This window comes from Mesorhizobium sp. P3_B5, assembly GCF_056402815.1.
Map to the genome: position 1 here is coordinate 475,348 of NZ_JBFUGR010000001.1, position 23,152 is coordinate 498,499.

Genomic DNA, 23,152 nt, shown 5'->3' on the forward strand with positions numbered 1-23,152 from the left:
TGCGGCTCACTGACCCAAACGGGCCATCAATGCCGAAACGCGCTTGGCGGGCCAGCGCTTGACGGTCAGTTTGCCTGTCCCTGCCTCGACGTCGACGCCTTCACCCGGAGCCAGCACCACGCCGGCATTGGACGCCGGCCTTTGCACGGCAACGCGACCTCTAAGGACGAAGACGGACGTCTTGCCCTGGCCGACCTCGACGGTCCATTTCGTGCCGCGCACCGCGGCGATCGCCTGCGGGGTGAGGACCACGAAGCCGCCCGGAACCGAGCCGGCCGGAGTCTCCAGCAACAGCGCCTTGCGCCGCAATCTGACCGCATCGGCATTGCCGTTTCCATCGCGGTCCACCAGTGAGAAACGCGCGCCGCTTTCGACAATGATGATTAGGCTTTCCCTGCATCGCAGGACCTGCCGGGAGGTACCCGCCACCGGCTCGGTCGTACACCCTGCGACCTGCGCCCGCGCGGTTTCCACCCAGAAGACGCCGGCAAGCATGGCAGCCACCAGGCTGCGGAAACATCGGCCGCTTGCGCTCATCAATGCCTCCTTGCTTCGCAAAAAACTGCGGTAGGAAATCCTGAAACCGGCACTTGCAACCATGAAGCAGTTGGTGCCGACGGGCAATCCTAGCACGATAACCCGCTCCAGCGCCAAGCACACGCGGCACGGCACGCCAAGCTCGGATTCCTCGCCCCCCGCAGGGTTCCTTGGAACCGGAGTCCGCGCCCCGCATTGTATGAGCGGGGCCTCAGGAGCGCGGTGTGAAAGCCTTGTTGGGAATAGTCGGTGGCTTTGTACTGACGCTTGCGGTCTTCGCCAGCGGCCTTGCCTTCGCCACCTGGCTTCTCGTCGCCAAGCCGGTGCCGCAGGCAACACCCGGCATCGGGGTCGCGGAACTCTGGACCAGGGACGCGCGGCCGGTGAACAAGGCGGCGCAGACCCTGGAGCGCATCCCGGCCGAGCAGGCCAACGTGCCAGACGCCAAGACGGAGGCGGCCGTTGCGCCGCAAGAGACCCCGGCTGCGACCGACGCGATCGCAACTTCCGCCATCCAGCCTTCGACAGGCGAGGTACAGGCCTCGGCCGAACTGCCAGCCGCCCATGTCGATTGGTGCGCAAGCCGCTACCGATCCTACCGTCCGGACGACAACAGCTACATGTCCTACAGCGGGCAGCAGCGCCCTTGCATCTCGCCCTATCTCGACGCCGCCGCCGCCGGGCGCGCCTCGCAGCCGCTCGATGCCGTCAACTACGTCGAGGCAGACGACGCTTCGATGGATGGCTACGCCTCGACGGATGAGAGAGCGATAGACGAGGGCGGCGCCCAGCTTTCGCCCGACCACGTAGACTATTGCTTCAGCCGCTACCGCTCCTATCGGCCGGAAGACAACACCTACCAGCCCTATTCCGGCGGCCCGCGCAGGCAGTGCCAATGAGGCGGGCTCCGGCGCCGCCTGTCGACTTCAGCGACCGGGAACAACCTTCCCGCAATTGAGCATATTCCTGGGCACGAACAGACCCTCGATGGTGCGTTTCCCAGCACTTCCGGCTGCTTTCAACGCAAAATCCAACACTTTTGCCGCTTCCTCCCACGCCGGCTCCCACGCTCGGCCAAACACCACGGCCCTATGAAGCGGCCAACAGCAAACGGACGGACCAAGACGACCGTGCGCTGAGCAACCGGCCTCCGCGAATCCACAAGGATGTGGCCGGCCGGTTTCGCCCAGGAGCAACAAGAGACGGCCTCATGAACGCGGTGGGCGGCGCGTTGAGGCCAGATGTCAACTTTCAAGATGGAAAACTGAAATGAAGAAGATCGCACTTACCATTGCCTCGTTGTTGTTTGCCTCCAGCATGGCTTTTGCCGGCAGTGACCACTTTGGCTCGGACCCCATCGCTGCCGCTGGCAACCATCCGAACACCCACTCCATGGTGTCCGGCGCCAAGTCGGTCGACATGAAGACCACGAAGAGCATCGCTACCGACAGCAAGGCAGCGGGAAATTCGACCTACGATATCCCGGTATGGGGCTATGGCCAGGGCATCTGGGGCCGCTGACATCCGACTTCCAGGCGGCGGACCGCCGCCTGGAAACACCTTCCGCCGGCCGGCGTCACCGGTCGGAAATAACCTTGCCCGGATTGAGCATATTGCCGGGATCAATCAGCCCCTTGATGGCGCGCGCCAGCGCCTGCTTCACCGGATCGGCGTAGCGCTCATAGGCGTCGCGCTTTTCGATGCCGACGCCGTGCTCGGCCGAGAACGAGCCGCCGCTTTCGCGCAAACCCGTATAGAGCACGTCCTCGATCGCCTCATGCAGCGCGTGCGAAACCGGCCCGTCGGTGTTGATCGAAATATGCAAATTGCCGTCGGCTAGGTGGCCGAACACATACGGCGCATAGGCAGAGTCGATGCGTTTGAGCCCGGCTTCGATGCGCGCGACATAGGCATCGATGTCGCCGCCCGGCACCGACACGTCGAAGGACGGCGGCAAATGGTGCATGCGCTCGATCATTTCGGTCTCCTCGCGCAGCCGCCAGATGCTCTCGGCCTGGGCGACCGAGCTGGCGACCAGCCCGTCGATGATGCCGGCCTCCTCCCAGATCGCCGCCAGGCCTTCCTCGAGCGCGCTGGTTGCGCCCTCGATGCTGTCGGCGCCGAGTTCCAGCACCAAGAGGCATGGCGCGTCGAGCGGCAAATGGCCGGGCGCGAAGCCGAGCATCCTGTTCATGGCCACGGCGAAACGGTGCCACAGGATTTCGGCGGCGCGCAGGCTGGTGGCGGTCGAGCCGAGGAAAAAGCGCACGATGCGCTGCGCGGCGGCCGCATCCGGCACGCCGACCAGCGCCGTGGCACTGGCGCCCGCTGACGATGCCGAGCGTGCCCTCGGCGCCGATGAACAAATGCTTCAAATCATAGCCGGCGCTGGTCTTGAGCACGCGGGTGAGATCGGAAAAGACGCTTCCATCAGGTAGCACCGCTTCGAGCCCGAGTACGCGATGGCGCATCGTGCCGTTGCGAAAAGCCATGATGCCGCCGGCGTTGGTGGAAACCATGCCGCCAATGGTGCAGCTGCCGCGCGCGGCGAGATCAATGCCCGGATCGAGGCCCTGCGCCAGCGCCGCCTCCTGCAGCGTGCCGAGCGGCGTGCCGGCCTGAACGATCGCGACGCGGGCGAGGGGGTCGATCTCCTCGACGCGGGCCATGGCGCCAAGATCGCAAATGATCTGGCCGGGCACGGTGCTGGCCGCACCCGTGAGCCCGGTGCGCCCGCCCTGGGCGACGAGGCCCAATCCATGCGCGGCGCAGAACCTCACCAGCCCCACCACCTCGGCGGTATCGGCGGGGCGCACAAGGGCGGAGGCGCCGAAATTGCGCCGGTCGAAGCCGGGATCGCGGCCAGCGAGCTCGGCCTGGTCCCAGACAGTGCCGGCCACCTTGCGCAGTTCTGCAATCAGTGTCTCGTCGCTCACGCTTTCAGCCTCCATCATCGCGCCGGCGCACCGCTATCACGCCCGGACGATGCCGAACAAATGGATTTGCGCGGTGGTGTTGGGCAGCTGCACGGTGCTGGCAAGCCGGATGCCACTTGGTCCGTCCTCAGGGGGCGGCTCGGCGGGCAAGCGACGAGGGCAAAGAGAGCCGGCGCCACACCAGGAGAGTAAGTTGATGGGCGCCGGCCAGGCGGATCGACAGGTCCGCCGCAAAGGCAAGATAACGCGTCCGAGCAGCATGGCATTGGCGCGATCGCGGAAGATGCCGGCAGCAGCGATCTCGAATACCGCGCTGCAGGATGGCGACTCAGTCGAGCGGCTCGTGCTGATAAAGCTCGTCCATGCTCAGTGATGCCAGGGCGCCGAAGGGCGCCTGCTTTTTCACCCGGCCGCCGCTGAGGATCACCACGTCGTCGCAGAACGAGATGGTGCTGTGATGGTGGCTGATGACGATGGTCGTGCGGCGGCCGGCTCTCGACTTCAGGGTCTCGACGATGGCCGCTTCCGACAGTCCGTCCACCGCATTGGTGGCTTCGTCGAGGATGAGCAGATCGGGATCGCGCACCAGGGCTCTGGCCAGTGCGATGCGCTGCCTCTGCCCCGCCGAGAGATTGACGCCCCGGTAGCCGACGAGCGTGTCGTAACCCAGAGGCAGCCGTTCGATGAATTCGTGCGCTTCGGCCAGTCTGGCGGCGCGCTCGGCGTCGTCGGCTGTCGCCGCGTCCTGCCCATAGGTGATGTTTTCGAAAATGGTGCCGTCGACCAGTTCCAGCTCCTGGCTGGCCAGGGCGATGTGGCGTCGCCACTGGCTGGCGTCGATCTGGTCGAGCGGTGATCCATCGACGAGAATCCTGCCGGTGTCCGGTTCCACGAAGCGGCACAGAAGGTTGACGATCGTCGTCTTGCCGGCGCCCGAGCGACCGATCAGTGCCGTCGAGCGGCCGCTGCGGACTTCGAACGTCGCCGCATGCAGCACCACCTCGCGCTGGTCCGTGCCGGAATAGGTGAACGTCACGTCATCGAACTTGATGCCTTGGCGCAAACCGTGGAACGGCCCGTCGCCATGCGGAGGCTTGGGTTTGCCCGTGGGATCCAGCATCCATGTCACTTCTTCCAGCGATCCGCTCAGGCCTTGCAGCTGGCTCCACGAGCCTTGCAGGGCCCGCATATGCGGCTGCAGCCTGTAGAGCAGTATGACGAACGCGATGATCAGCGGGAAACTCACTTGCGCAAGCCAGGCGCCGATCACCACCGCCAGAAACAGCATGGCGTGGAGAACCTCCGTCAGCGGCGGCAGCGCTCCCTGGCGCACGAGCAGCACGAAAGCGGCGCGGCGAACCCCGTCCGATGCCGCATCGAATATCGCCTTCTCCCGGCTCTCCTGTCCGAAGATGCGGATCAGGCGCCCGGCATGCACCAGATGCAGCATCTGTGAGGCGAGGTGGCCGTTGCGCGAGGCGACGCTGCGGCTGGGCTCTTTCAGATTGGCCGAGAGGATGGCATGCGCGATCTGGACGAGCGCTAGTCCCAGCGTGACCAGCAGCGTCATGCGCCACGAAAGCAGCAGCAGAAAAGCCAGCAGAATGATGGCCGCCGATGCGCTGACGATGGCCGACAGCATGATCTGGATCGCATCCGACGCCCGCCAGGATTCGTTGGAGATGATGTTGAGCAGCCGTCCCGGACTCTGCCGCAGGAAGAATGGATAGCCCACTCTCAGCAGCTGCTCCGACAACGCACTGCGGATCGAGTGACTGGCCTTGCCATAGATGAAGGTGGTCAGCAGCGTGTTGGCGAAGGCGAAGACGTTCTTCAGGATGATCGAGCCGAGGATGGCGACCGAAATGGCGATAAGCCGGTCGCGCTCGCTCAAGCCCGATCCGACGTGCTGGAGGACGGCGGAGAAGCCGGCCATCCCGGCCGCATCCCCATGTCCCATGATAATGCCCAGCAGTGGGATGATGAGGCCGATGCCGAACCCTTCGAGGACAGCGCTGGCCAGGCCGAGAACCACCACCGCCGGAAGCAGGCGCAGTTGCCGCTTTCCGAACGCCCGGAACAGCATGGGCAGGCTTGGCGGTAGCAATGGCATTATGGTGGGTTACCTCGCCTGGGCATTTGCGTGTTGATCTTGCCGCACCGGCGCCCGCTGCGGCCGTCTCGCCAGCACGAGAACCGCGAATCTCGCCGCGCCGAGCAAATTCATGGTGACGATCGGCCAATGCGACAGCTTCAGCTCGCGATCGAACGCAGGCCCTCCCGTCCGTTCCCGCAAAGCGCCTCTCGCGGCCCAGTAGAAATGGCGCAGCAGCCACGGCGCATGGCGAACATGCTTCAGGCAAAGCCCGCCATTGCCCATACTGTAGTCGCGGTGGAGCTTTTCGATGGATTTGCGGTCCCGCCGGCCGTGATGATGGAATATCGTCATGTCAGGCACATACTCGACCGCGATGCCGAGCAGCATCGCTCGCACGAGGTAATCGGTATCTTCCGCCGATCGCAATGGCCCGCCGGCGCCGAAGCGTTCGTCGAACCAGCCGATACGGGCCGCGACATCGCGGTGCATGGTCATGTTGCAGCCCAGCACGAAACCGCCGGGATGAACATCCGGCGTCAGCCGCTCGCGCACCCGCGACCGCTTGATCGTGAACGGCAGATCCCTGGGATCACCAAGTTCGACGCGGCCGCCCCGAATGAGCCATTGTTCCCCGGACGCATAGTGCCGTTCCAGATCGCTGAGATAGTCGCAATGGACCGCGCAATCGTCATCGACGAAGACCAGCACGCGGCCGCGCGCCCGCCGCAACCCGGCGTTGCGGGCAGCCGCCAATCCGGGGCGCGGCTCGCTGACGGGCGTGAACGGAATATCCGACGTTTCGGCGATGCTGGCCAGGCGTTCGGCCGTGCGGTCGCTCGAGCCGTTGTCGACGACCACGAGCTCGGCGGCGAAGGTGGCATGGGCGCGGCACGCGGCCTGCACCGACTTGATGCAGGCCTCGAGCACGGCGACGCGGTTGCGCGTACAGATGATGAAGCTGACCTCCGGCGCCGAGCGTTCGGGCCGGGGATCGGCCGGGACGGGCTCATGCGAGGCCAGGCGAGCGCGCTGCAGGGGGTGGTGGGCTTTGACGGTCATCTCCTAGCTCAACTGATAAGGTGCGAGAACGGCCGCAGCGGGCGCGGATTTGAAGAAATACTCGACCGCGTCCGCCTGCCTGCCGGCCGACAGCGAGGCGAGGCTGAGCCAGGGCGCCCAGGCGCCGGGCCGCAGCGCATATTTCTCGCGCCGCCGGATGACGTTCCACTTCCCGGTCCGCGTCAGCAGTTCATGCGTCAGCGGCGGCTGCTTTTCGTCGGCGACGAGCTGGTATAGGAAATAGAACAGGTTCAGCGCGCCGGCCGCGAAGCTCGGCCGCGTCTCGGCCGGCAGCGAGCAAATCCGCCGCTCCAGCGCAACGATGAAGTCGGCCGCACGGGTAACCGTGTCGAGGCTGACCGCCTCGCCGATGGCGCGCAGGTCCAGCGTGGCTTCCGCAAGGCCCTCGCGCTCAAGGTTCTCGGCCACGATCCGCAAATGCGTCCTGCGCATCTCCTTGCTGTGCCGGTGGGTCACGCTTCCCTCATGTGTGCGATAGACGACCAGGTTTTCGGGCATCATGGCGGCCGGGTAGAGGCTGGCCAGCCGCCTGAAAAGATCGAAATCCTCGGCGTGCCTGTAGGTCTTGTCGTAGAAGAGATCGTCGTCTGCGATGACCTTCCTGTTGTAGACGACGGTCGGGTGCATGAAGATCGTGAAGAACTTCGCCAATATGGGCAACTGGCCGAACTGGAACACCGGATCGGGCCTGCCCCTGGCGATGCGGCCGCGGATCAACATGTCGACGCCGGCGCCGCAAAAGCCGAGCTCGGGCCGCCGCGCGAACAGCGCCACCTGGCGCGACAGGCGCCACGGATAGGCGACGTCGTCCGCGTCCATCCGCGCCACCAGCTCGCCCTGGGCCTTTCCCAGCCCTTCGTTGAGCGTTGCGACGAGGCCGCGGTTTTCGCGCGAAATGATCGAAATGCGGCTGTCGTTCCTCTGGTGTCGCTCGAGGATCTCGAGCGAATTGTCGGTCGAGCCGTCATCGATGGCGATGACCTCCAGGCGGCCGTAGTCCTGCCGCAGCATGCTTCCAAGCGCTGCGGCAAGATACGGCCCGGCATTGAAGACCGGCAACACGACGGAGACGAGCGGCGCGGCGGTCATCGTCTGGCATCCGTTCGCTGCAGGTCGAGTGCTGGCGTGCGGCCGTCGGGTGTCATCGCGAACCTGCCGGCATGGCCAGCGCCTGGTTTCGGGGCGCGCGCGACATAGGGGAAGTGGCGCTTGAGGCTGTTGAGCGGCCTTTCGAACACCACCCAGGAAATCGAGGCCGCGACAATCGTGGCGGTGCCAGCGACCAGGAACCGCCCTGACCCTTGCTCCGAGACATTGAGCGGAATCCAGGGCTGCGACTTGACGGCGAGCGACAGCAAGATCGGATGATAGAGATAGACGCCGTAGCTGATACGGCCGAGACCAAGCAGCGGCGGCAGGTCGAGCAGCTTGCCGATTGTGCCGCCGACGCCGCTCGAACAGGCGGCGACGATGACCATCAGCGGCACCAGCGGCAGGACTTGCCGCACCAGCCAGTGGCCCCATTCCAGCATCGGATCAGCAGGCGGCGGGACAAACCACTCGATGACGAGGAATGCGGCCGCGAAGGCCGGCCAGCCCAGCCGCATCCATTGCGGAAGGGCTGCGCCCCTGGACCGCCAGCAGGCAAGCAGCGCGCCCGTCGCCAGCGCATCCATGGATGCCGGCGGCAGCAGGTCGCGCGCCAGCGCCGTGTTGGCGGTGAGCGGCCAGTAGAACCGATAGGTCAGCGACAGCGCGATGACGCCGATGCAGATCTGTTCGAAGCGCCGGCGCGGCGCCAGAAGCACGACCAGCGGCCAGGCAATATAGAACTGCTCCTCGATGCTCAGGCTCCAGAAATGGCATAGCACCCAGGGGTTCCAGTCATTGTGCAGCGCATACCAGAAGTTCGAGAGGTAAAGCGCATGCCAGACCAGCGATCCCCTGGACTGCTCCAGGTCGACCAGCCAGACGAAAGCCAGAACGGCAAAATAGGGCGGGAATATCCGCAAGCCGCGCCTGATGTAGAAGGACCGCAGCGCCGGGCCGGTTTCAAACGCGGCGGCCGCGCGCGCTTCCAGCAGCAGGCGCGTGATCAGGAAGCCGCTCAGCACGAAGAACAGCCGCACGCCGATATGGCCCCAGAACGAAGATCCGCCAGCCGCGAAGAAATGCGAGTACATCACCATCGTCACCGCGACGGCTCTCAGCGCATCCAGTTGGGTGTCGCGGGTATTTTCCATCACCGGCTTCCGCCATGTCCGAGCCGCCAGCCGGTCGTTTCGAGCGGCAGGCGAGGGGAGGCGTGGCTCGCCAGCACGCCGGTGCCATCAAACCCGCGCTTTGCAGGCGGGCCGGGCGCGCAATCGACGAACGGACAGGCAGTCAACCTGGCGGGATCCTTCACGGCATATTTCCAGTCGCAAAACGAGTCCCCCGGGAATGCTTCGGCCACGGCATTGTGCAGCGCAACACAAAAAATTTACCCCGCTGAAATACTCGCGTGAGCAAATGCTAAAAATTCAACGAAAACAGCCGGTTTTTCACCGATACGGCGATTTTTGCGGACTTATCCCTAACGCATAAGGTGCATTGGTTTCGTGTGAAAGTGATTGCTCAGAACACTCTCGGATTGATGGTGAAAGTTATTCAATATTTTTACGGATGATGAGAAGTTATACAGAAATATGTTCCAGAAAGGCCAATTTCGCACTTGTCAAATGATGCATGGACTTGGGTCGTTGGCTTTGGGCGGTGCAGCATGGTTCGGTTGTGCAGCCTGGTGGGGGAAGACGGGAGGGATGCCGGCGAGGGGCAGAGATAGGTGACTAGGAAGCAGGCAGACGGCGCGGCGGCCACGGTTTGGCTCGTCGGGGCGGAAGGGTGTGAAAACAACCGAATGCAACCTGAAACCAGATTGAAACATGCGCGGCGACAGGCGACATGCCGGCGAAACGCCCCGGGGGGATGGTCGCGCTCAGGCCAGAAACACGAGGAGCGTCACCGATGACACCCGATCAGATCAGACTCGTCCAGGAGAGCTTTCGCGAGGTCGTCCCGATCCGCGCGGCTGCCGCCGCCATTTTCTATGAACGCCTGTTTGCCATCGACGAAAACCTTCGGGCGCTGTTTCCGGTGCGGGACATGACCAAGCAAGGCGCCAAGCTGATGGCGAGCCTCGGCTTCGTCGTGCATGGGCTGGATCGTGCCGAGACCATCCTGCCCACCGTGCGCGAGCTCGCCAAACGGCACGTCGGCTACGGCGTCGAGGAGCACCATTACCCGATCGTCGGGCAAGCACTGATCGAGACGCTGGACGCCGGTCTCGGCGCGGCCTTTACGCCGCCCGTGCGTGAAGCCTGGGAGGCAGCCTACGGCTTGCTCGCCAGTGTCATGATCGCGGCCGCCCGCGAGGTCCAGCTCGCGGCGTGAGGGCAGGCAGGCACGATGCACCGCTGACGAATTGTCATGCCGCACGGCATGACAATGTTCGCCACTGGCCTCTTGCGGGCGTCAAGCGATCTTGACGTGCCGTGTCACCTGGCCATTGCTCTCCCAGTAGGTGTGCTTTTTGGCGATCAACGGGTCGTCCATTGCCGGTTGAACCTGTCCCGTGGTGCTGACCGCGCGCGAGGTCACTGTGTGTTCTCCCGGCGTGGGGTTTGGCCAGGCCAGGGACCAGATCTTCCAGGCGTGCTCGGCCTCTTCTGAGTGGTCGATGGTCGCAGGCGCCCAGGGCCCCTGATCGATCTGCACTTCGACCCGGTCGATCGGCGCTCCCCAGGCTGCCCCGACGATGGCGTAGTCCGAGCCTTTCTTGGTGACCTTTGCGGGTGCCGACTTCAGCAGCGCCCGGCCCACCGAGGTCTCGGCCCATACGGTCTCGCCATTGTGGTCTTCCTCCCGGATGGTGACATAGTCACGCGCCATCAGCAGGCTCATGAACCTTGTGTCGCGAACCTCGATGCGCTTCAGCCACTTGACGTTGGCGATCCCGTACCAGCCCGGAGCAATGAGCCGCAGCGGCGAACCATTGGCCGCCGGCAAGGCGGCGCCGTTCATTTCATAGCAGAGCAGATTTTCGGGGTTCATCGCATCAGTGAGCGACATGCTGCGCGCGAAATTCTGCTTCATCTTGACGTCGCGTATGGCGACCTCGCTTTCGTCGGTACCGAAAAAGACCACCTCGATGCCCTTCTCCAGAACGCCGGCTTCCTCGAGGATCGGCGCCAGCGGCGTCCCCGCCCAGCTTGCATTGCCGATGCCGCCGGTGAAAAACGGAAAACCGTGGTTGCCCGAGCATTCCACCGTGAAAACGACCTCCTGGCGTGGCCGCGCCTTGATGTCGGCGAGCGTCAGCTTCAACGGCTTTTTGACTTGGCCATCGATCTCCATGGACCAGCTCTTCTCATCGATCGTTGGCCGATTGAAATGCGAGATGCTGAAGAACTTGTCGTTTGGTGTTATCCAGCTATCCAGATCCTCCCAGACGAGCTGCGTCTTGATCCCATCCGGATTGGGATTTTCTGTCGGCTGATCCAGCCACGGAACAACCTCCTCGCCCGCCTGCGTTGGAAAAGCGTAGGCGCGACGCGAGAGAGCGATTGCGACAAGAGCAGCACTTCCTTGAACCAGAAGTTCTCTGCGTTGAATGCCATGCATGTTGTTTACCTCCCAGTTGATCCGGAGCAGGCTGCAACGTGCGTTAGGCCGAAGCCTGATCACGGGTAGGCGACACAATAAAAGTTATGCCCAGCCGGAAGTATCCGGACAGGTCAAACAATCACCGACGCACCTCAAGCATGTGAAGCGTTGGACGAAACTCTAGCTTGCGTTTCGCAATCTAAGAGTGCGCCTTTGAAAAGGACGTGTCCACAACTTGGACGGGACATAATAATTTTTTGGCGTTGCAGAGTGATCGCCGGCCCTGCCAAAATCGTTGCTGCTCAGAACGCAAAAACTGTCCGGGACCTTCGGTGGGGCGCACCAGCGCGGAGGCGCCAAAATTGGGCCGGTCGAAGCCCCAGATCGCCGCCGGCCAACTCGGCTTGGTCCAGACCGTGCCGTGATCAGAGATTCGCTACGCGTTCAACTCCCCATCATCGCGCCGACGCACCACTGCCACGCCCGGGCGACGCCGAACAAGGATTTGCGCGCGCCCGTCGATGAGGAGCGATGCCCCTCCGGATCGTGCTACTGCCAATTGCTGCCTTCACGTTCAATTCATGTGGGGCCTGTTTGCTCAGTTGTATTTGTTGAACGAATAGCGCCGCACTAACTGGGCCCAAGGCGCGCAATCCCTGCGGCTGATATCTGCTCCGCCTCGAATCTTTTGAGCCTCTCTTATGGCAGCCGAAATGCCGGGATTTGAATCGCCAACGATCGGCCCATCTTGGCTTGAGTCGGCCAATTTGGAATAGAATTGGTCAGCAATTTCCATCGTTTGTCCTGTCTCCACCGCGATGAGAATGGCCACGAGCGGGTAATCGGCGGGCGTCCCGCCTCCGCCAAGAAACAAGTTTCTTTGATCAGGCGTCAACCTCGCCCGAATGATACGGTAGATGTTAACGAACCGCTTGACCGTTCTCGGCTCACGCCCCGACAGATTTCCCACCGCCTCGCTGGCCAGAAAGTCGACTTCGCCGGTCGTCAGTTGCACGGTCGCGAGGGCCTCTTCCAATCCTGTGTCGTTGGTTGGTTGCTGCAGATCTTCTTGGGCAGATACATTGGACGGCGCAGTGGGACGGTTGTTGTTGGCACGAACTGTTTCTTCGTGCTGGTCGCCACCCGAGCCGGAATTCTCTGAGGGATCCGCTGTTGTACGGAGAGGTCCTGGACCTCTAGCCATCAGATTTCGCGCTAGGAGCGCGCGTATGAAGCGCCCATAGGACCCGCCGTCCTTGCCTTCGGTCGATAGCCGGCGGAGCCAGAACGGAAGCTGGAAGATTTTCTCAAGATAACGAATCGCAAGTTTTCTCTCATCGATCTCAGATTTCTTCCCCTCGTTCGTCGATACCGCACGATTGAGCGTCGGCCGCAATTCATGAGCCAGAGCTTCCTGGACCCAGGCTACGTCAACGCCGACGACGACCACAAACAATTTGAACGCTAGAAGGAGATGGATCGCCTGTAGGACAGCGTAGACCTGCTCGGGCGTACACCGGTCAAGATCATCAATGTAGATGACGATTCTGTCTGGAACGTCTGGATCACGCCATTTTTCCGGTTGGGCAGCATTCCCGTCCTTCTGCGTTCCCGGTTTCACGTCCTTCTGCTTTTCCTCCTGAACGATCTCATCGACTGCCTGAAAGAGGCGACGGACCCGGCTGATCAAGCCAACCTCCTTTTCCATCGCACGCGTGTCAGGGTCGTCCTCCAGCATAAAGCGCAGAAGTCGTGGCGGATTGGCGACCTTCGAACTCGGGTCGACATATCGAGCAAGTGCTTTGCCAGCCCGCTCTGCAGCGGTGCGCCGGGCGTCCGCTTCTATGGTTGCACGCTTGAGCTTTTCCTCGGCCTGCGCAACTTTGGCAATTTCAACTTTGAGACTCTCATCGAGATGGGTTGCAAAACCTGCTGTGCTCTCTATCAGTCCACCAATTATCTTGACGCCTGGAAGGACCGCCCGGGCGAATGCACCGAGACCAGCAAGTAAGCCGAAAATGCTGAGCGGCCTAAATTGAAACATCCCTCTTGTCAGGTCGTTCGGCCATACGAACCAGAGGCTCACCAAAGCCGCAACCACGCCGGCTGTGGCAAAGAATGCACGCCAGCCACGGGCAAAAACGAACGTCAATAGCGCGCAGAATTGGCCTGATGCAGTCTGCAGCCGCTTTGAGAGATCGATGAAGTCCTTGATGTCTTCATCCTTGGACGTGCCGAGTCCCATTTCCCCAAGATCTGCCTTGTGCTCTTCGAAAGCCTTGGTGACAGCATCCACGACCGTCTGCTTAACGGCATGACCTGATACGCTTTCGACATCCGCAACCGTTTTATCACGGGCCTTCTGAGCGTCCTGCAATGCGGTTTCGCTTGCCAGAAGTGCCTGCCTCGCGCTCATCGCTTCGGAGCTGAGAACGTGGACATGAGCATTTACCCGTTCGACAAGCTGCGTATGGATCCTCTGGCCGGAGCGCGCGTAACCGCCGGCCCTCAACTGATCGAAAAACTCGGCTGTTAGGCTCGCCCAAAGGTTGGCGTCCGCGAAATGCCAAGCATTGAATCGTATCTGAACCACGTTTCGGATAAACGAAGGGGCAGGGATGGCGCCCTTGTCGGTAGGCGTTTCGACAGAAGTCTTAGCCGCAGCGCGAGTCTTCATCGTCAACGCGTCGATCTCGTTCTCCAGCAGCTGCATGAACGTAGATTTGCCGGAGCCCCAGCCACCGAATAGCCCGATGGACAAGGGTGGCTCTGCCTCCTCCAAACAGATCAATCTCGCAAATGCTCTAACGTCTGAAAGCAATTCCAAAGGATCGCCATCGGCAGCGGATGTGCCTACGCGGTCTGATGTGAAGCCGGAGATTTCGGAGCGCATCGGCTGGGAAAGCTTGGGGCCGTCGTCCCTAGGTTTGGGACCAAGCAAAATCTGACCCCAGGCATCCATACGTTCTTCAGACTCGGGGTTTGTCCTGATCCTGTCGTAAAGCTCCTGTCGAAGCTTGTTTATGTCATCTCCTGTGGGCGTCCAACCGCTGGCTGTGACATCCTCAACAGCAGCTGGGCTTTCGAGGAAGGCGGCGAAGAAGTGCCGAAGGTCGGCAACGTCACGCCCGACTGTCTGCTGTGCGTACTGGACCGCCAACTGCGTGACGGATTGCATCGATTGGGAGGCGATCACCAAAGGTCGGAGCACTTCGGTAACCACGCTCTTGCTGGACTGATATGCATTGAGAACTGCATCGGTCCCAGTCACGCTACCCTGCACGGTTGACACCAGCGTTTGACCGGCGCGGGAGACAATCCAATTTGCTACCCATGTTGCTGTATTGCCGAATGATGTGGACGGATTGTCCAGCAGACCATAGGACAGGAGACCGAAGAAAAATGCTCTTCGGTCGATTACGACTTCACCTGTTCTGATGTCTGCATAGTGGACTGCTCTTTTCAGAGTGGCCACCAAGCCCGGAGCGTTGCTGTTGGCTGAACCGTCGAATGCGCCAAAAGAATCCTCTTCGATCGATTGCCATAAATCGATGTCAGGTATCGATTCCGGAACCATTCACCCCTCCAACTGGATTTGTAGAAAGCCCTATCAATGAGTGATTTTCGAGTCAGCTTTATATGCTTGCAATATGAGATAGAACATTCTTTGTTAAATAGTTTGGACTAGCGCGCTGGCCGGCTGCTTCGGCCTTTTTTCGGCGACGAGGTCGAGAAGAAGTGCCGAGTGCTGTTAGGCCATGAGAAGGCGCGGTTGGTGATGGCGCGCACGTCGGCTGCTCATCGCCATTCAGACGTCCGCGCCAAAATAGTCCTTCAAATCTGCCAGTATTTTTATCAGCTTTGGATCGATGTCGGCCGGAGAAAGCTCTTCTATTACCCTTGCCGCCGTTAATGTTACCCCAAGCCGGGTCTGGATGGATTTAGCCAACGCGGAAAATATCGCCTTTCCAGGCGCCACGGATCTCCTAAACACAGAACTTCCCCAGTCCTGCGAAAATTTTCTCTGAAACTGAACCGCAAGCTCGGGAGTGTTGGCTCTAGGATTCTTTGATAAGCTGTATTGGATAAAGTGGCCCATTCGTTGACTAAAAACCTGATCTCTTGATTTATCTATCAGTTCTTCAATTTCGCTCTCAACACTATCAAGCATCAAAGTTGTTGCTGGGCCATTGGTATATCTTTGGACGACCGCCCGCACGGCCTTAGGTACCAATACTACGTTCTCTATTTCTTTGCAGGGAAGAACGAAGCAGAAGGCTCCAGCCTTCAACATATCAGCTTCAAACTCATCAATTTCCTCATCCGAACGGTAGTCACGATCGAAAAGCGCCGCCACCTGAACATCCAGCTCAAAGAATTCCTTGAAAACCCAAGCCGTAGTTGTAACCCGATTCCAATTAGAAAAACCGTCGGCTTTCATTAAGGTGACCGACGATCCGGACAGATAGTCTATTCCTCCAAGCGATTTCGATATCTTTGAAAGAAGGCGGTTGTCCAAACCCTCGAAATAGAGAACTTTTCTGGTTCTCGCTAAGCGGGCAAATTGGGCATTCTCAGAGCTGCCAATTGCCGAGTAAATTTCTGGATAGTTCGAGTCTGTCCGAATTCGTTTGGCAGATCTCGCCGACGGCCGGACGATCAGGACATCACCCGCATCCGCTGCGTTGATGATCTCGGTTGAATGAGTGGCGATGAAAAATTGTTCTACGCGTTGCGAGACTATCCGTAGTAGCCGATGTTGGAGGTCCGGATGAAGATAGATGTCAGGTTCATCTAGGACCAACACTGAGCGACTGTCAGCTTGTGTCAAATGCATCATAGTTTGCATCCAAACCTGGAAGCCGAAACCGGACCACTGTACTTCTCGTACGTTAGGGCCGTCTCTGAAGTACATCCTCACGATGTTTCGATCGCCGCGTTCAATTTCAGGTCTCATGAGGCGAGTGCCGGGCCATCCATACTCAACCAAGTCCGAAAATTCTTCGAATTCCTCCCGAGTCTTATGGAGCCAAAAATTTCGAAAATTGCGGCTCGCTAGTCGTCCAAATCGATTTCGCTCAATTGTTTCATGTTGTACAACCTCTTCGTTCTGCTCCAGAGGACTCAGAGTTGGAACGACGACAATCTCCAAAGGAAACTGATTTCTCAGGTAGGTGCTACCCTTTTGCGCTCGAGTGTCAGAAACAAGGTAGCATTCCAAGTCATAACTTGGGTCAAGAATGATAACGAATCTGTTTCCATTGGTGGCGGTTAGAACAATCTTTGCCTTTTGATCTTCGAAATTGTGGACGCAATATCGAAGATCAACCTGAATTACAGATTGTGGAACTGCATATGTGGAGCATACCCCGTCATCACCATGTGATTTCAATACCGCAGTTCTCCTCTTGGCGAAGCGAAGGGCATCGAAAGCTATACGTAAGGCGTCGAGGGAAGTGGATTTTCCGGCGTTATTTGGACCAACCAGAACGTTCTTCGTACGTGCCGATATTGTGAACCTTGGGAACGATTTATAGTCGAAGAAATCTAACGTTTTTATTTGCATCGCTGATTGGTGCTCCCGCCAACTACACAGCTGTTAGTATGATGCGATCAACGCTCAGAAGGTGGGAATCCAGTTCGAAATAGATTCGTCTCGATCTAGGGGCACCAATCGCTACGCTACAACGCGCTAAGTTTCGGCGGGCCGCAGCGTCCTTTTAGCACCGCGATCTCCGCCTCATGGTCGCTACCTGACATGGATGCGACTGGCACGCCTATCAAAAAGACGCCGAGCGCATCTCCGGTCGACGCCTTGCTCTGTTGATTGGATATAACGGCCAGCCGCTGCCTGTCTGCCTGAGTGCAGGGGCCAGAATTTGGAATCCCGGCTATCCTCTCAGGCGGCGTGGCACATGCCGCCAGTGTAGCCACTATCGATATTGTCAAAACAGAACGCTTCACAGTTCCCCCCAAATCCCCAGTAAAATTGCCCTCTGGCAACATTGCGCAGCGCAAAACGTCGCGCAAGTATTCCAGGGTCAGTTACACATGGTTATTTTCAAGAATCTGCGCAGATAGCCGACGGAGCGAGTCTGCTAACGGAATCGGTTTGCAAGTCGACATTACGTCGTGGCCATCGGGTTCGTATCGCTGGTTCGGCTGACCCCTCGGCGCATTTCGTCCAATGGTTAGACAAGTCGGTTCTTAACCCTCTCAATGTCCAAAATTAACCTTTCATTAACCATGGCTGGCTAGCGTTTACCTATCAGTAAGGAATCGCTGTCCGTGACCTTCGCCGCCCCCGTCGAGACCAAATCCATTCGCTTTCGCGCCCGCTCCTTCGTCGCCTTCACGCTGACCCCGGAGGCGCCGCTGGACGCCTGGCTGGAAAGCCTCGATCGCTGGATCGGCAACTCGCCGGGTTATTTCTCGGGCCGGCCGGTGCTGCTCGATTTGAACACGCTGAAGCCTGATGTCGCCGCGATCGGTTCGCTGGTCGCCGTGCTTGGCCAGCGCGGCATTCGCATCTACGCCATCGAGCTCGACGGCAATCCGGCGCTGGAAGCCAATCTGCCGCCGGTGCTCATCGGCGCCAAGGAGGCGACCACCGACGGCTTGCTGGCGCAGCCCGGCCGCAAGGCTCCGGAACAGACGAGCAAGGCGGAGGAGGGCAAGCCGCAGGAGGCGCCGGCCACGCTGATGATCAAGGCGCCGATCCGCTCGGGCCAGCTGGTTTTTCATCCGCATGGCGATGTCATCGTGCTCGGCTCCGTCGCCTCCGGTTCGGAGATCGTCGCCGCCGGCTCCATTCATGTCTATGGCACGCTGCGTGGAAGGGCTTCGGCAGGTGGGCTCGGCAATGCGGCTGCGCGCATTTTCTGCCGCAAGAACGAAGCCGAATTGCTGTCGGTCGACGGCTGGTACTGCACGGCGGAAGAGATGGACCCGTCGGTGCGCGGCAAAGCGGTCCAGGCCTTTCTCGACAATGGCATGCTGCGCATAGCGCCGTTCGGCTGAACGATGCTCGGCTGACGGCAAATCGACGAAGAAATAACAGGCAATTCAACGAACAATAATGGAGGCAGTTTGATGGGCAAGGTAGTGGTGGTCACCTCGGGCAAGGGAGGCGTCGGCAAGACGACCTCGACGGCGGCCCTGGGTGCCGCGGTCGCCAAGACCGGCAAGAAGGTGGCCCTGGTCGATTTCGACGTCGGCCTGCGCAACCTCGACCTGATCATGGGCGCCGAGCGCCGCGTGGTCTTCGACCTGGTCAACGTCATCCAGGGCTCGGCCAAACTCTCGCAGGCGCTGATCCGCGACAAGCGGGTCGAAACGCTGTTCCTGCTGCCGGCCTCGCAGACGCGCGACAAGGATGCGCTGACCGAGGAGGGCGTCGGCGAGGTCATCGACAAGCTGCGCTCTGTCTTCGACTACGTCTTCTGCGACAGCCCGGCCGGCATCGAGCGCGGCGCTCAGCTCGCCATGCGCTTTGCCGACGAGGCGGTCATCGTCACCAACCCGGAAGTGAGCTCGGTGCGCGATTCCGATCGCATCATCGGCCTGCTCGATGCTCGCACCTTGCGGGCCGAGCGGGGCGAACAGATCGCCAAGCACGTGCTCGTGACACGTTATGATGCCGCCCGCGCGGCTCGCGGCGAAATGCTGTCGATCGACGACGTGCTGGAAATCCTGTCGACACCGCTGCTCGGCATCATTCCCGAAAGCCAGGATGTGCTGCGCGCCTCCAACCTCGGTTCGCCGGTGACGCTCTCGGATCCGCTGAACGCCGCCGCCAAGGCCTATATCGATGCTGCGAGGAGGCTGGAAGGCGAGGAATTGCCTGTTATCGTGCCCTTCGAGCGCAAGGGCTTCCTCGATCGTCTTCTGGGAAGGAGGGCGGCATGAACCTGCTCGACCTCTTCAAGCGGCGCTCCAGCGCGCCGGTGGCGCGCGAACGGCTGCAGGTGCTGCTCGCCTATGAGCGCCGCAGCCGCAGCCAGCCCGACCTCGTCTCCATCCTGCGCGAGGAGATCATGGCGGTGATCGCCAAACATGTGCAGATCGACCAGGACTATCTGCAAGTCTCGATGGACCGCGGCGAGACCATGTCGACGCTGGAGATTGATATCCAGATTCCGAATAAGAGCGCCGTGCCGCTGGCCATGGCGGGGTGAGCTTTACCCTCCCCCTTGTGGGGAGGGTCGATCCGCAAAGCGGATCGGGGTGGGGGTCGGCGCCAAGCGCCCCCCTCTGTCCTGCCGGACATCTCCCCCACTTGGGGGGAGATCGGCAGGTTCGGCGCCTTGCTCATTTCTGCAACGTTGGCGATTGGCGAAGGCCAGGATGACATCCAATCTCCCCCCGTGTGGGGGAGATGTCCGGCAGGACAGAGGGGGCGCTGTCCCGCCGGCGGTTCCTCTGAATTCATTGAGGGCCGAGCCATTCCCCCACTCCGTCGCGGCTTCGCCGCGCCACCGTTCCGGGGCGAGCCACTTGTCTCGCCCGTCCTTCGGACCCCCCACATTCGTGAGGGAAAGAAAAATCTCGCACGGCCAGCGCCAAGCACCCCCACCCGGACCTGCGGTCCGACCTCCCCACAAGGGGGAGGTGGGGAGCCCGTCCCGTCCGCCGCTGCATTCACCCCTTGAAAGCCTCCGCCGCCGCATGTGCAGGCTGCAGACCCCCCACGATGCCGCGTGCAACCCTGACGTCCCTCTTGACTTGTCCATATTAACAGGAATAAATCATACATAATGTCGTGAAAAAAGACGGTGTGTCTGGGAGGACCGATGAAAATTACGGCCATCAAGGCGCTGGTCTGCAATGCGGAGATGCGCAACTGGGTTTTCGTTCGGGTCGAAACCGACGAGCCCGGTTTGTTTGGCTGGGGCGAGGCGACGCTGGAATGGAAGACGCGCGCCGTCGTCGGCGCGCTGCAGGATCTCGAGGCGCTGCTCGTCGGGCAGGATCCGCGCAATGTCGAACAGTGCTACCAGATCCTGACGCGCCACGGTTTCTGGCGTCTCGGCGTCGAGGGCATGTCAGCCGTCAGCGGCATCGAGATCGCGCTCTGGGATATTCTGGGCAAGTCGCTGGACGTCCCGGTCTKGCGGCTTCTCGGCGGCCAGGTCCGCGACTATCTGCGCACCTACACGCATCTCGGCCTCGGCGACATGAAGGCGGTCTATGAGAGCGGGTCGGCGGACACGATCGTCGAACGCGGGCGCATCGTCACGCAGGCCGGCTACGACGCGGTCAAGGTCGTCTGTATCCCTTACACCCACTACGTCTCGCCGGTGAAGGCGGTGGACTCCGTCGCCAACATGGTTGGTGCGCTGCGCGAGGCCGTCGGTCCCGATATCGACATCATGGTCGATTTTCACGGCCGCCCGGCCTCCGTCAACGCGGCGATGGACTATTTGAGGGCGATCGAACCGGCCCGCATCATGTTCGCCGAAGAGCCGGTGCCGCCCGAGGACGTCGCCGGCCTGGCCCATATCACCGCGCGATCGACGGTGCCGATCGCCTCCGGCGAGCGGCTGATCGGGCGCCGCGAATTCACCCACTCGATCGCCGCGCGCGCCTTCAACATTGCCCAGCCCGATATCTGCCATACCGGCGGGCTGCTCGAGACCAAGAAGATCGCCGCCCTGGCGGAAACGGCGGGCATTGGGCTGGCGCCGCACAACCCGCTCGGTCCGATCGCCGGCGTCGCCGCCCTTCACTTCGGCATCTCGACGCCCAACGTCATCATCCAGGAAGAAATGTCCGGCGCGGTCGCCTGGTACGACGATGTCGTCACCTGGCCGATCCAGCGCAAACCCGGCCGCTGGGACGTGCCCGAGCTGCCGGGCCTCGGCGTCACCGTCAACGAGGATGTCATCGCGCGCCACCCCTTCAAGCAGGAAGTGCTGCATGCCCGCAACGCCGTCATGCCCGACGGCACCGTGGTCGACTGGTGAGCGCCATGACAGGCAGGCTGCAGGGAAAGATCGCAATCGTCACCGGCGCGGGGCAGGGCATTGGTGCGGCCACCGCGCGAGCGTTCGCCATGCAGGGGGCTAAGACCGTGATCGCCGAGCTGAATGCGGCAAGCGGCAAGACAATCGCCGACGAATTGCGTGCTGAGGGCGCGGACGCGCTTTTCGTCGAAACCGATGTCACCGAAGCAGCGGCGGTCGCCGATATGGTGGCGATGACAATCGCGGCCTATGGCGGCGTCGACATTCTCGTCAACAATGCCGGCGCCAACGTCTTTTACGAACCCCTCTCGATGCCGGACGAGGAATGGGACCGCTGTCTCAAGCTCGACCTGCAGGCCGCGTGGTTCTGCGCCAAGGCGGTTCTGCCGACGATGCTGGCGAAAGGTTCGGGGTCGATCGTCAACATAGCCAGCTGCCACGCTTTCAAGATCATCCCCCACACTTTTCCCTATCCGGTCGCCAAGCACGCGCTTGTCGGCCTGACCCGCTCGCTCGCCATCGAATATGCGGCGCGCGGCATCCGCGTCAACGCGATTGCTCCCGGCTATGTCGAGACGCCGATCGCTGAAGCCTACTGGAACACATTTCCAGACCCCGCCGAGGAGAAGCGGCGGGCCTACGACCTTCATCCGCCCAAGCGCATTGGCCGGCCGGACGAAGTTGCAATGACGGCGGTTTTCCTCGCTTCCGACGAAGCGCCGTTCATCAATGCCGAGACGATCACCATCGATGGTGGACGCTCGGTTCTCTACCACGACTGATAACCACCAAGCAGGGAGGATCCACATGAAAACGACGACCAAGGCATTGGCAACATTGGCGATACTGGCGGCCGGACTGATGGCCGGCGCGGCAAGCGCCGACGACATCAAGATCGGCTACATCAACAAGATGGGCGACCATCCATGGTTCGTCGCCGAAGTCGGCGGCGCCAAGAAAGCCGCCGAGGCGGCCGGCGCCAGCTTCGTGTCGCAGGACGTCCAGTTCGACGCCAATCTGACCATCACCACCTTCGACACGATGGTCGGCGACGGCGTCAAGGGCATCGCCATCGTCGTTCCCGACAAGGCGCTGGGACCGGTCATCGCCGAGAAGGCCAAGGCGGCGAAAATCCCGCTGGTGGCGGTCGACGACGACATCTACTACCAGGACGGCACCCAGGTCCCCTATGTCGGCATGAATGCCTACAATATCGGCGCACGCGTCGGCGAAGAACTGGCCAAGCTCTACAAGGCCGATGGCTGGGCCGGCAAGGAGGTGCGCATCGCCTCGATCGAGGACCGCAAGGCCGACACCTGCATGCAGCGCAACAAGGGCGCCGAAGAAGCGTTCCTGAAGGCGGTGCCCGACTTCAAGCCGGCAAACATCGTTCGCGTCCCCTACGACAACACGATGGTCAATTCCATCGACGTGATGACCACCACGCTGACGGCCAATCCCAGCGTCACCAACTGGATCTTCTATTCCTGCAATGATGATGGCGTGCTGGGTGGGGCCCGCGCCCTGGAGAACGCCGGCTATTCCCCGGACCAGGGCATGGGCATCGGCATTGACGGCAGCCGCGCCTGCGATGCCTTCGGATCCGGAAAACCTTCGGCATTCCGTGGTACGATGTGGCTCAATTCGGAAAATCACGGCGCGCTGGCGGTGAAGATCCTGCTGGCGTCGATCAAGGATGGAACGCCGCTGCCGGTTCAGTCCTTCACCGACCCGGAATACATCACCGCCGACAACTTTGCCTCGGACTACAAGGCCAAGCTCTGCAAGTGAACCGGACATGCGTCATGCGCCCTCAAAGGCGCATGACGCGCTCCAGTTGGCAGGTTCGTTGGCGGCCACGCCACCGAACACGGATCGATCCCAGGGAGTGA

The 23,152-nt window shown here is 61.2% G+C and carries 18 protein-coding genes and 1 pseudogene; 9 read left to right on the forward strand and 10 right to left on the reverse strand.

Annotated features, from left to right (window positions below; genetic code table 11):
- Positions 1–6: 6 nt before the first annotated feature.
- On the reverse strand, positions 7–537 hold the full coding sequence (locus tag AC1DVW_RS02330) for a FecR domain-containing protein (RefSeq protein ID WP_477320913.1): 531 nt from the start codon (positions 535–537) through the stop codon (positions 7–9).
- A gap of 224 nt (positions 538–761) precedes the next feature.
- On the opposite strand from AC1DVW_RS02330, the gene AC1DVW_RS02335 reads away from it, so the two are divergent.
- A complete protein-coding gene (locus AC1DVW_RS02335) occupies positions 762–1,436 on the forward strand; it encodes a BA14K family protein (RefSeq protein WP_477320914.1) in 675 nt (224 codons plus the stop codon).
- A 370-nt stretch (positions 1,437–1,806) separates the two neighbouring features.
- Positions 1,807–2,058 (forward strand): hypothetical protein, encoded by a 252-nt coding sequence (locus AC1DVW_RS02340; protein ID WP_477320915.1) that lies wholly within the window; start codon positions 1,807–1,809, stop codon positions 2,056–2,058.
- A 55-nt stretch (positions 2,059–2,113) separates the two neighbouring features.
- Here AC1DVW_RS02340 and AC1DVW_RS02345 read toward each other — a convergent pair whose 3' ends face one another.
- The 6 genes and pseudogenes from AC1DVW_RS02345 to AC1DVW_RS02370 form a co-directional block, all read right to left on the reverse strand.
- Positions 2,114–2,836 (reverse strand): FAD-binding oxidoreductase, encoded by a 723-nt coding sequence (locus AC1DVW_RS02345; protein ID WP_477320916.1) that lies wholly within the window; start codon positions 2,834–2,836, stop codon positions 2,114–2,116.
- A gap of 178 nt (positions 2,837–3,014) precedes the next feature.
- Positions 3,015–3,491 (reverse strand): annotated as a pseudogene (locus AC1DVW_RS02350) (FAD-binding oxidoreductase); the annotation flags it as partial.
- 310 nt (positions 3,492–3,801) lie between these two features.
- Positions 3,802–5,586, reverse strand: coding sequence for an ABC transporter ATP-binding protein (locus AC1DVW_RS02355; protein ID WP_477320917.1), 1,785 nt, complete (start codon positions 5,584–5,586; stop codon positions 3,802–3,804).
- 9 nt (positions 5,587–5,595) lie between these two features.
- Positions 5,596–6,630, reverse strand: coding sequence for a glycosyltransferase family 2 protein (locus AC1DVW_RS02360; RefSeq protein WP_477320918.1), 1,035 nt, complete (start codon positions 6,628–6,630; stop codon positions 5,596–5,598).
- Positions 6,631–6,633: 3 nt separating this feature from the next.
- Positions 6,634–7,740 carry a glycosyltransferase family 2 protein gene (locus AC1DVW_RS02365; RefSeq protein WP_477320919.1) on the reverse strand — a complete coding sequence of 369 codons (1,107 nt, stop codon included), beginning with the start codon at positions 7,738–7,740 and terminating at the stop codon, positions 6,634–6,636.
- On the reverse strand, positions 7,737–8,894 hold the full coding sequence (locus tag AC1DVW_RS02370) for an acyltransferase family protein (RefSeq protein ID WP_477320920.1): 1,158 nt from the start codon (positions 8,892–8,894) through the stop codon (positions 7,737–7,739). Before AC1DVW_RS02370 ends, AC1DVW_RS02365 begins: the two co-directional genes overlap by 4 nt.
- 763 nt (positions 8,895–9,657) lie before the next feature.
- On the opposite strand from AC1DVW_RS02370, the gene AC1DVW_RS02375 reads away from it, so the two are divergent.
- Positions 9,658–10,083, forward strand: coding sequence for a globin family protein (locus AC1DVW_RS02375; RefSeq protein ID WP_477320921.1), 426 nt, complete (start codon positions 9,658–9,660; stop codon positions 10,081–10,083).
- 81 nt (positions 10,084–10,164) lie between these two features.
- Here AC1DVW_RS02375 and AC1DVW_RS02380 read toward each other — a convergent pair whose 3' ends face one another.
- From AC1DVW_RS02380 to AC1DVW_RS02390, 3 genes are all read right to left on the reverse strand, one after another.
- On the reverse strand, positions 10,165–11,313 hold the full coding sequence (locus AC1DVW_RS02380; protein WP_477320922.1) for a sulfite oxidase: 1,149 nt from the start codon (positions 11,311–11,313) through the stop codon (positions 10,165–10,167).
- 580 nt (positions 11,314–11,893) lie between these two features.
- Positions 11,894–14,872 (reverse strand): P-loop NTPase fold protein, encoded by a 2,979-nt coding sequence (locus AC1DVW_RS02385; protein ID WP_477320923.1) that lies wholly within the window; start codon positions 14,870–14,872, stop codon positions 11,894–11,896.
- Positions 14,873–15,103: 231 nt separating this feature from the next.
- On the reverse strand, positions 15,104–16,861 hold the full coding sequence (locus tag AC1DVW_RS02390; RefSeq protein WP_477320924.1) for an ATP-dependent nuclease: 1,758 nt from the start codon (positions 16,859–16,861) through the stop codon (positions 15,104–15,106).
- Positions 16,862–17,583: 722 nt separating this feature from the next.
- On the opposite strand from AC1DVW_RS02390, the gene minC reads away from it, so the two are divergent.
- The 6 genes from minC (at position 17,584) to AC1DVW_RS02420 (ending at position 23,051) form a co-directional block, all read left to right on the forward strand.
- Positions 17,584–18,315, forward strand: a complete 732-nt coding sequence (minC, locus tag AC1DVW_RS02395; RefSeq protein ID WP_477320925.1) for a septum site-determining protein MinC — start codon at positions 17,584–17,586, stop codon at positions 18,313–18,315.
- Between the two features lie 72 nt (positions 18,316–18,387).
- A complete protein-coding gene (gene minD, locus AC1DVW_RS02400; RefSeq protein WP_477241997.1) occupies positions 18,388–19,203 on the forward strand; it encodes a septum site-determining protein MinD in 816 nt (271 codons plus the stop codon).
- Positions 19,200–19,472, forward strand: a complete 273-nt coding sequence (minE, locus tag AC1DVW_RS02405) for a cell division topological specificity factor MinE (RefSeq protein WP_477241999.1) — start codon at positions 19,200–19,202, stop codon at positions 19,470–19,472. The genes minD and minE overlap by 4 nt, the downstream gene beginning before the upstream one ends.
- A 615-nt stretch (positions 19,473–20,087) precedes the next feature.
- Positions 20,088–21,260, forward strand: a complete 1,173-nt coding sequence (gene dgoD, locus AC1DVW_RS02410; protein WP_477320926.1) for a galactonate dehydratase — start codon at positions 20,088–20,090, stop codon at positions 21,258–21,260.
- A 5-nt stretch (positions 21,261–21,265) separates the two neighbouring features.
- The gene (locus tag AC1DVW_RS02415) at positions 21,266–22,042 is read left to right on the forward strand and encodes an SDR family oxidoreductase (RefSeq protein WP_477320927.1); all 777 of its coding nucleotides are present in this window, start codon (positions 21,266–21,268) and stop codon (positions 22,040–22,042) included.
- Between the two features lie 25 nt (positions 22,043–22,067).
- Positions 22,068–23,051, forward strand: a complete 984-nt coding sequence (locus AC1DVW_RS02420) for a substrate-binding domain-containing protein (protein ID WP_477242005.1) — start codon at positions 22,068–22,070, stop codon at positions 23,049–23,051.
- The last annotated feature ends 101 nt before the right edge of the window (positions 23,052–23,152 follow it).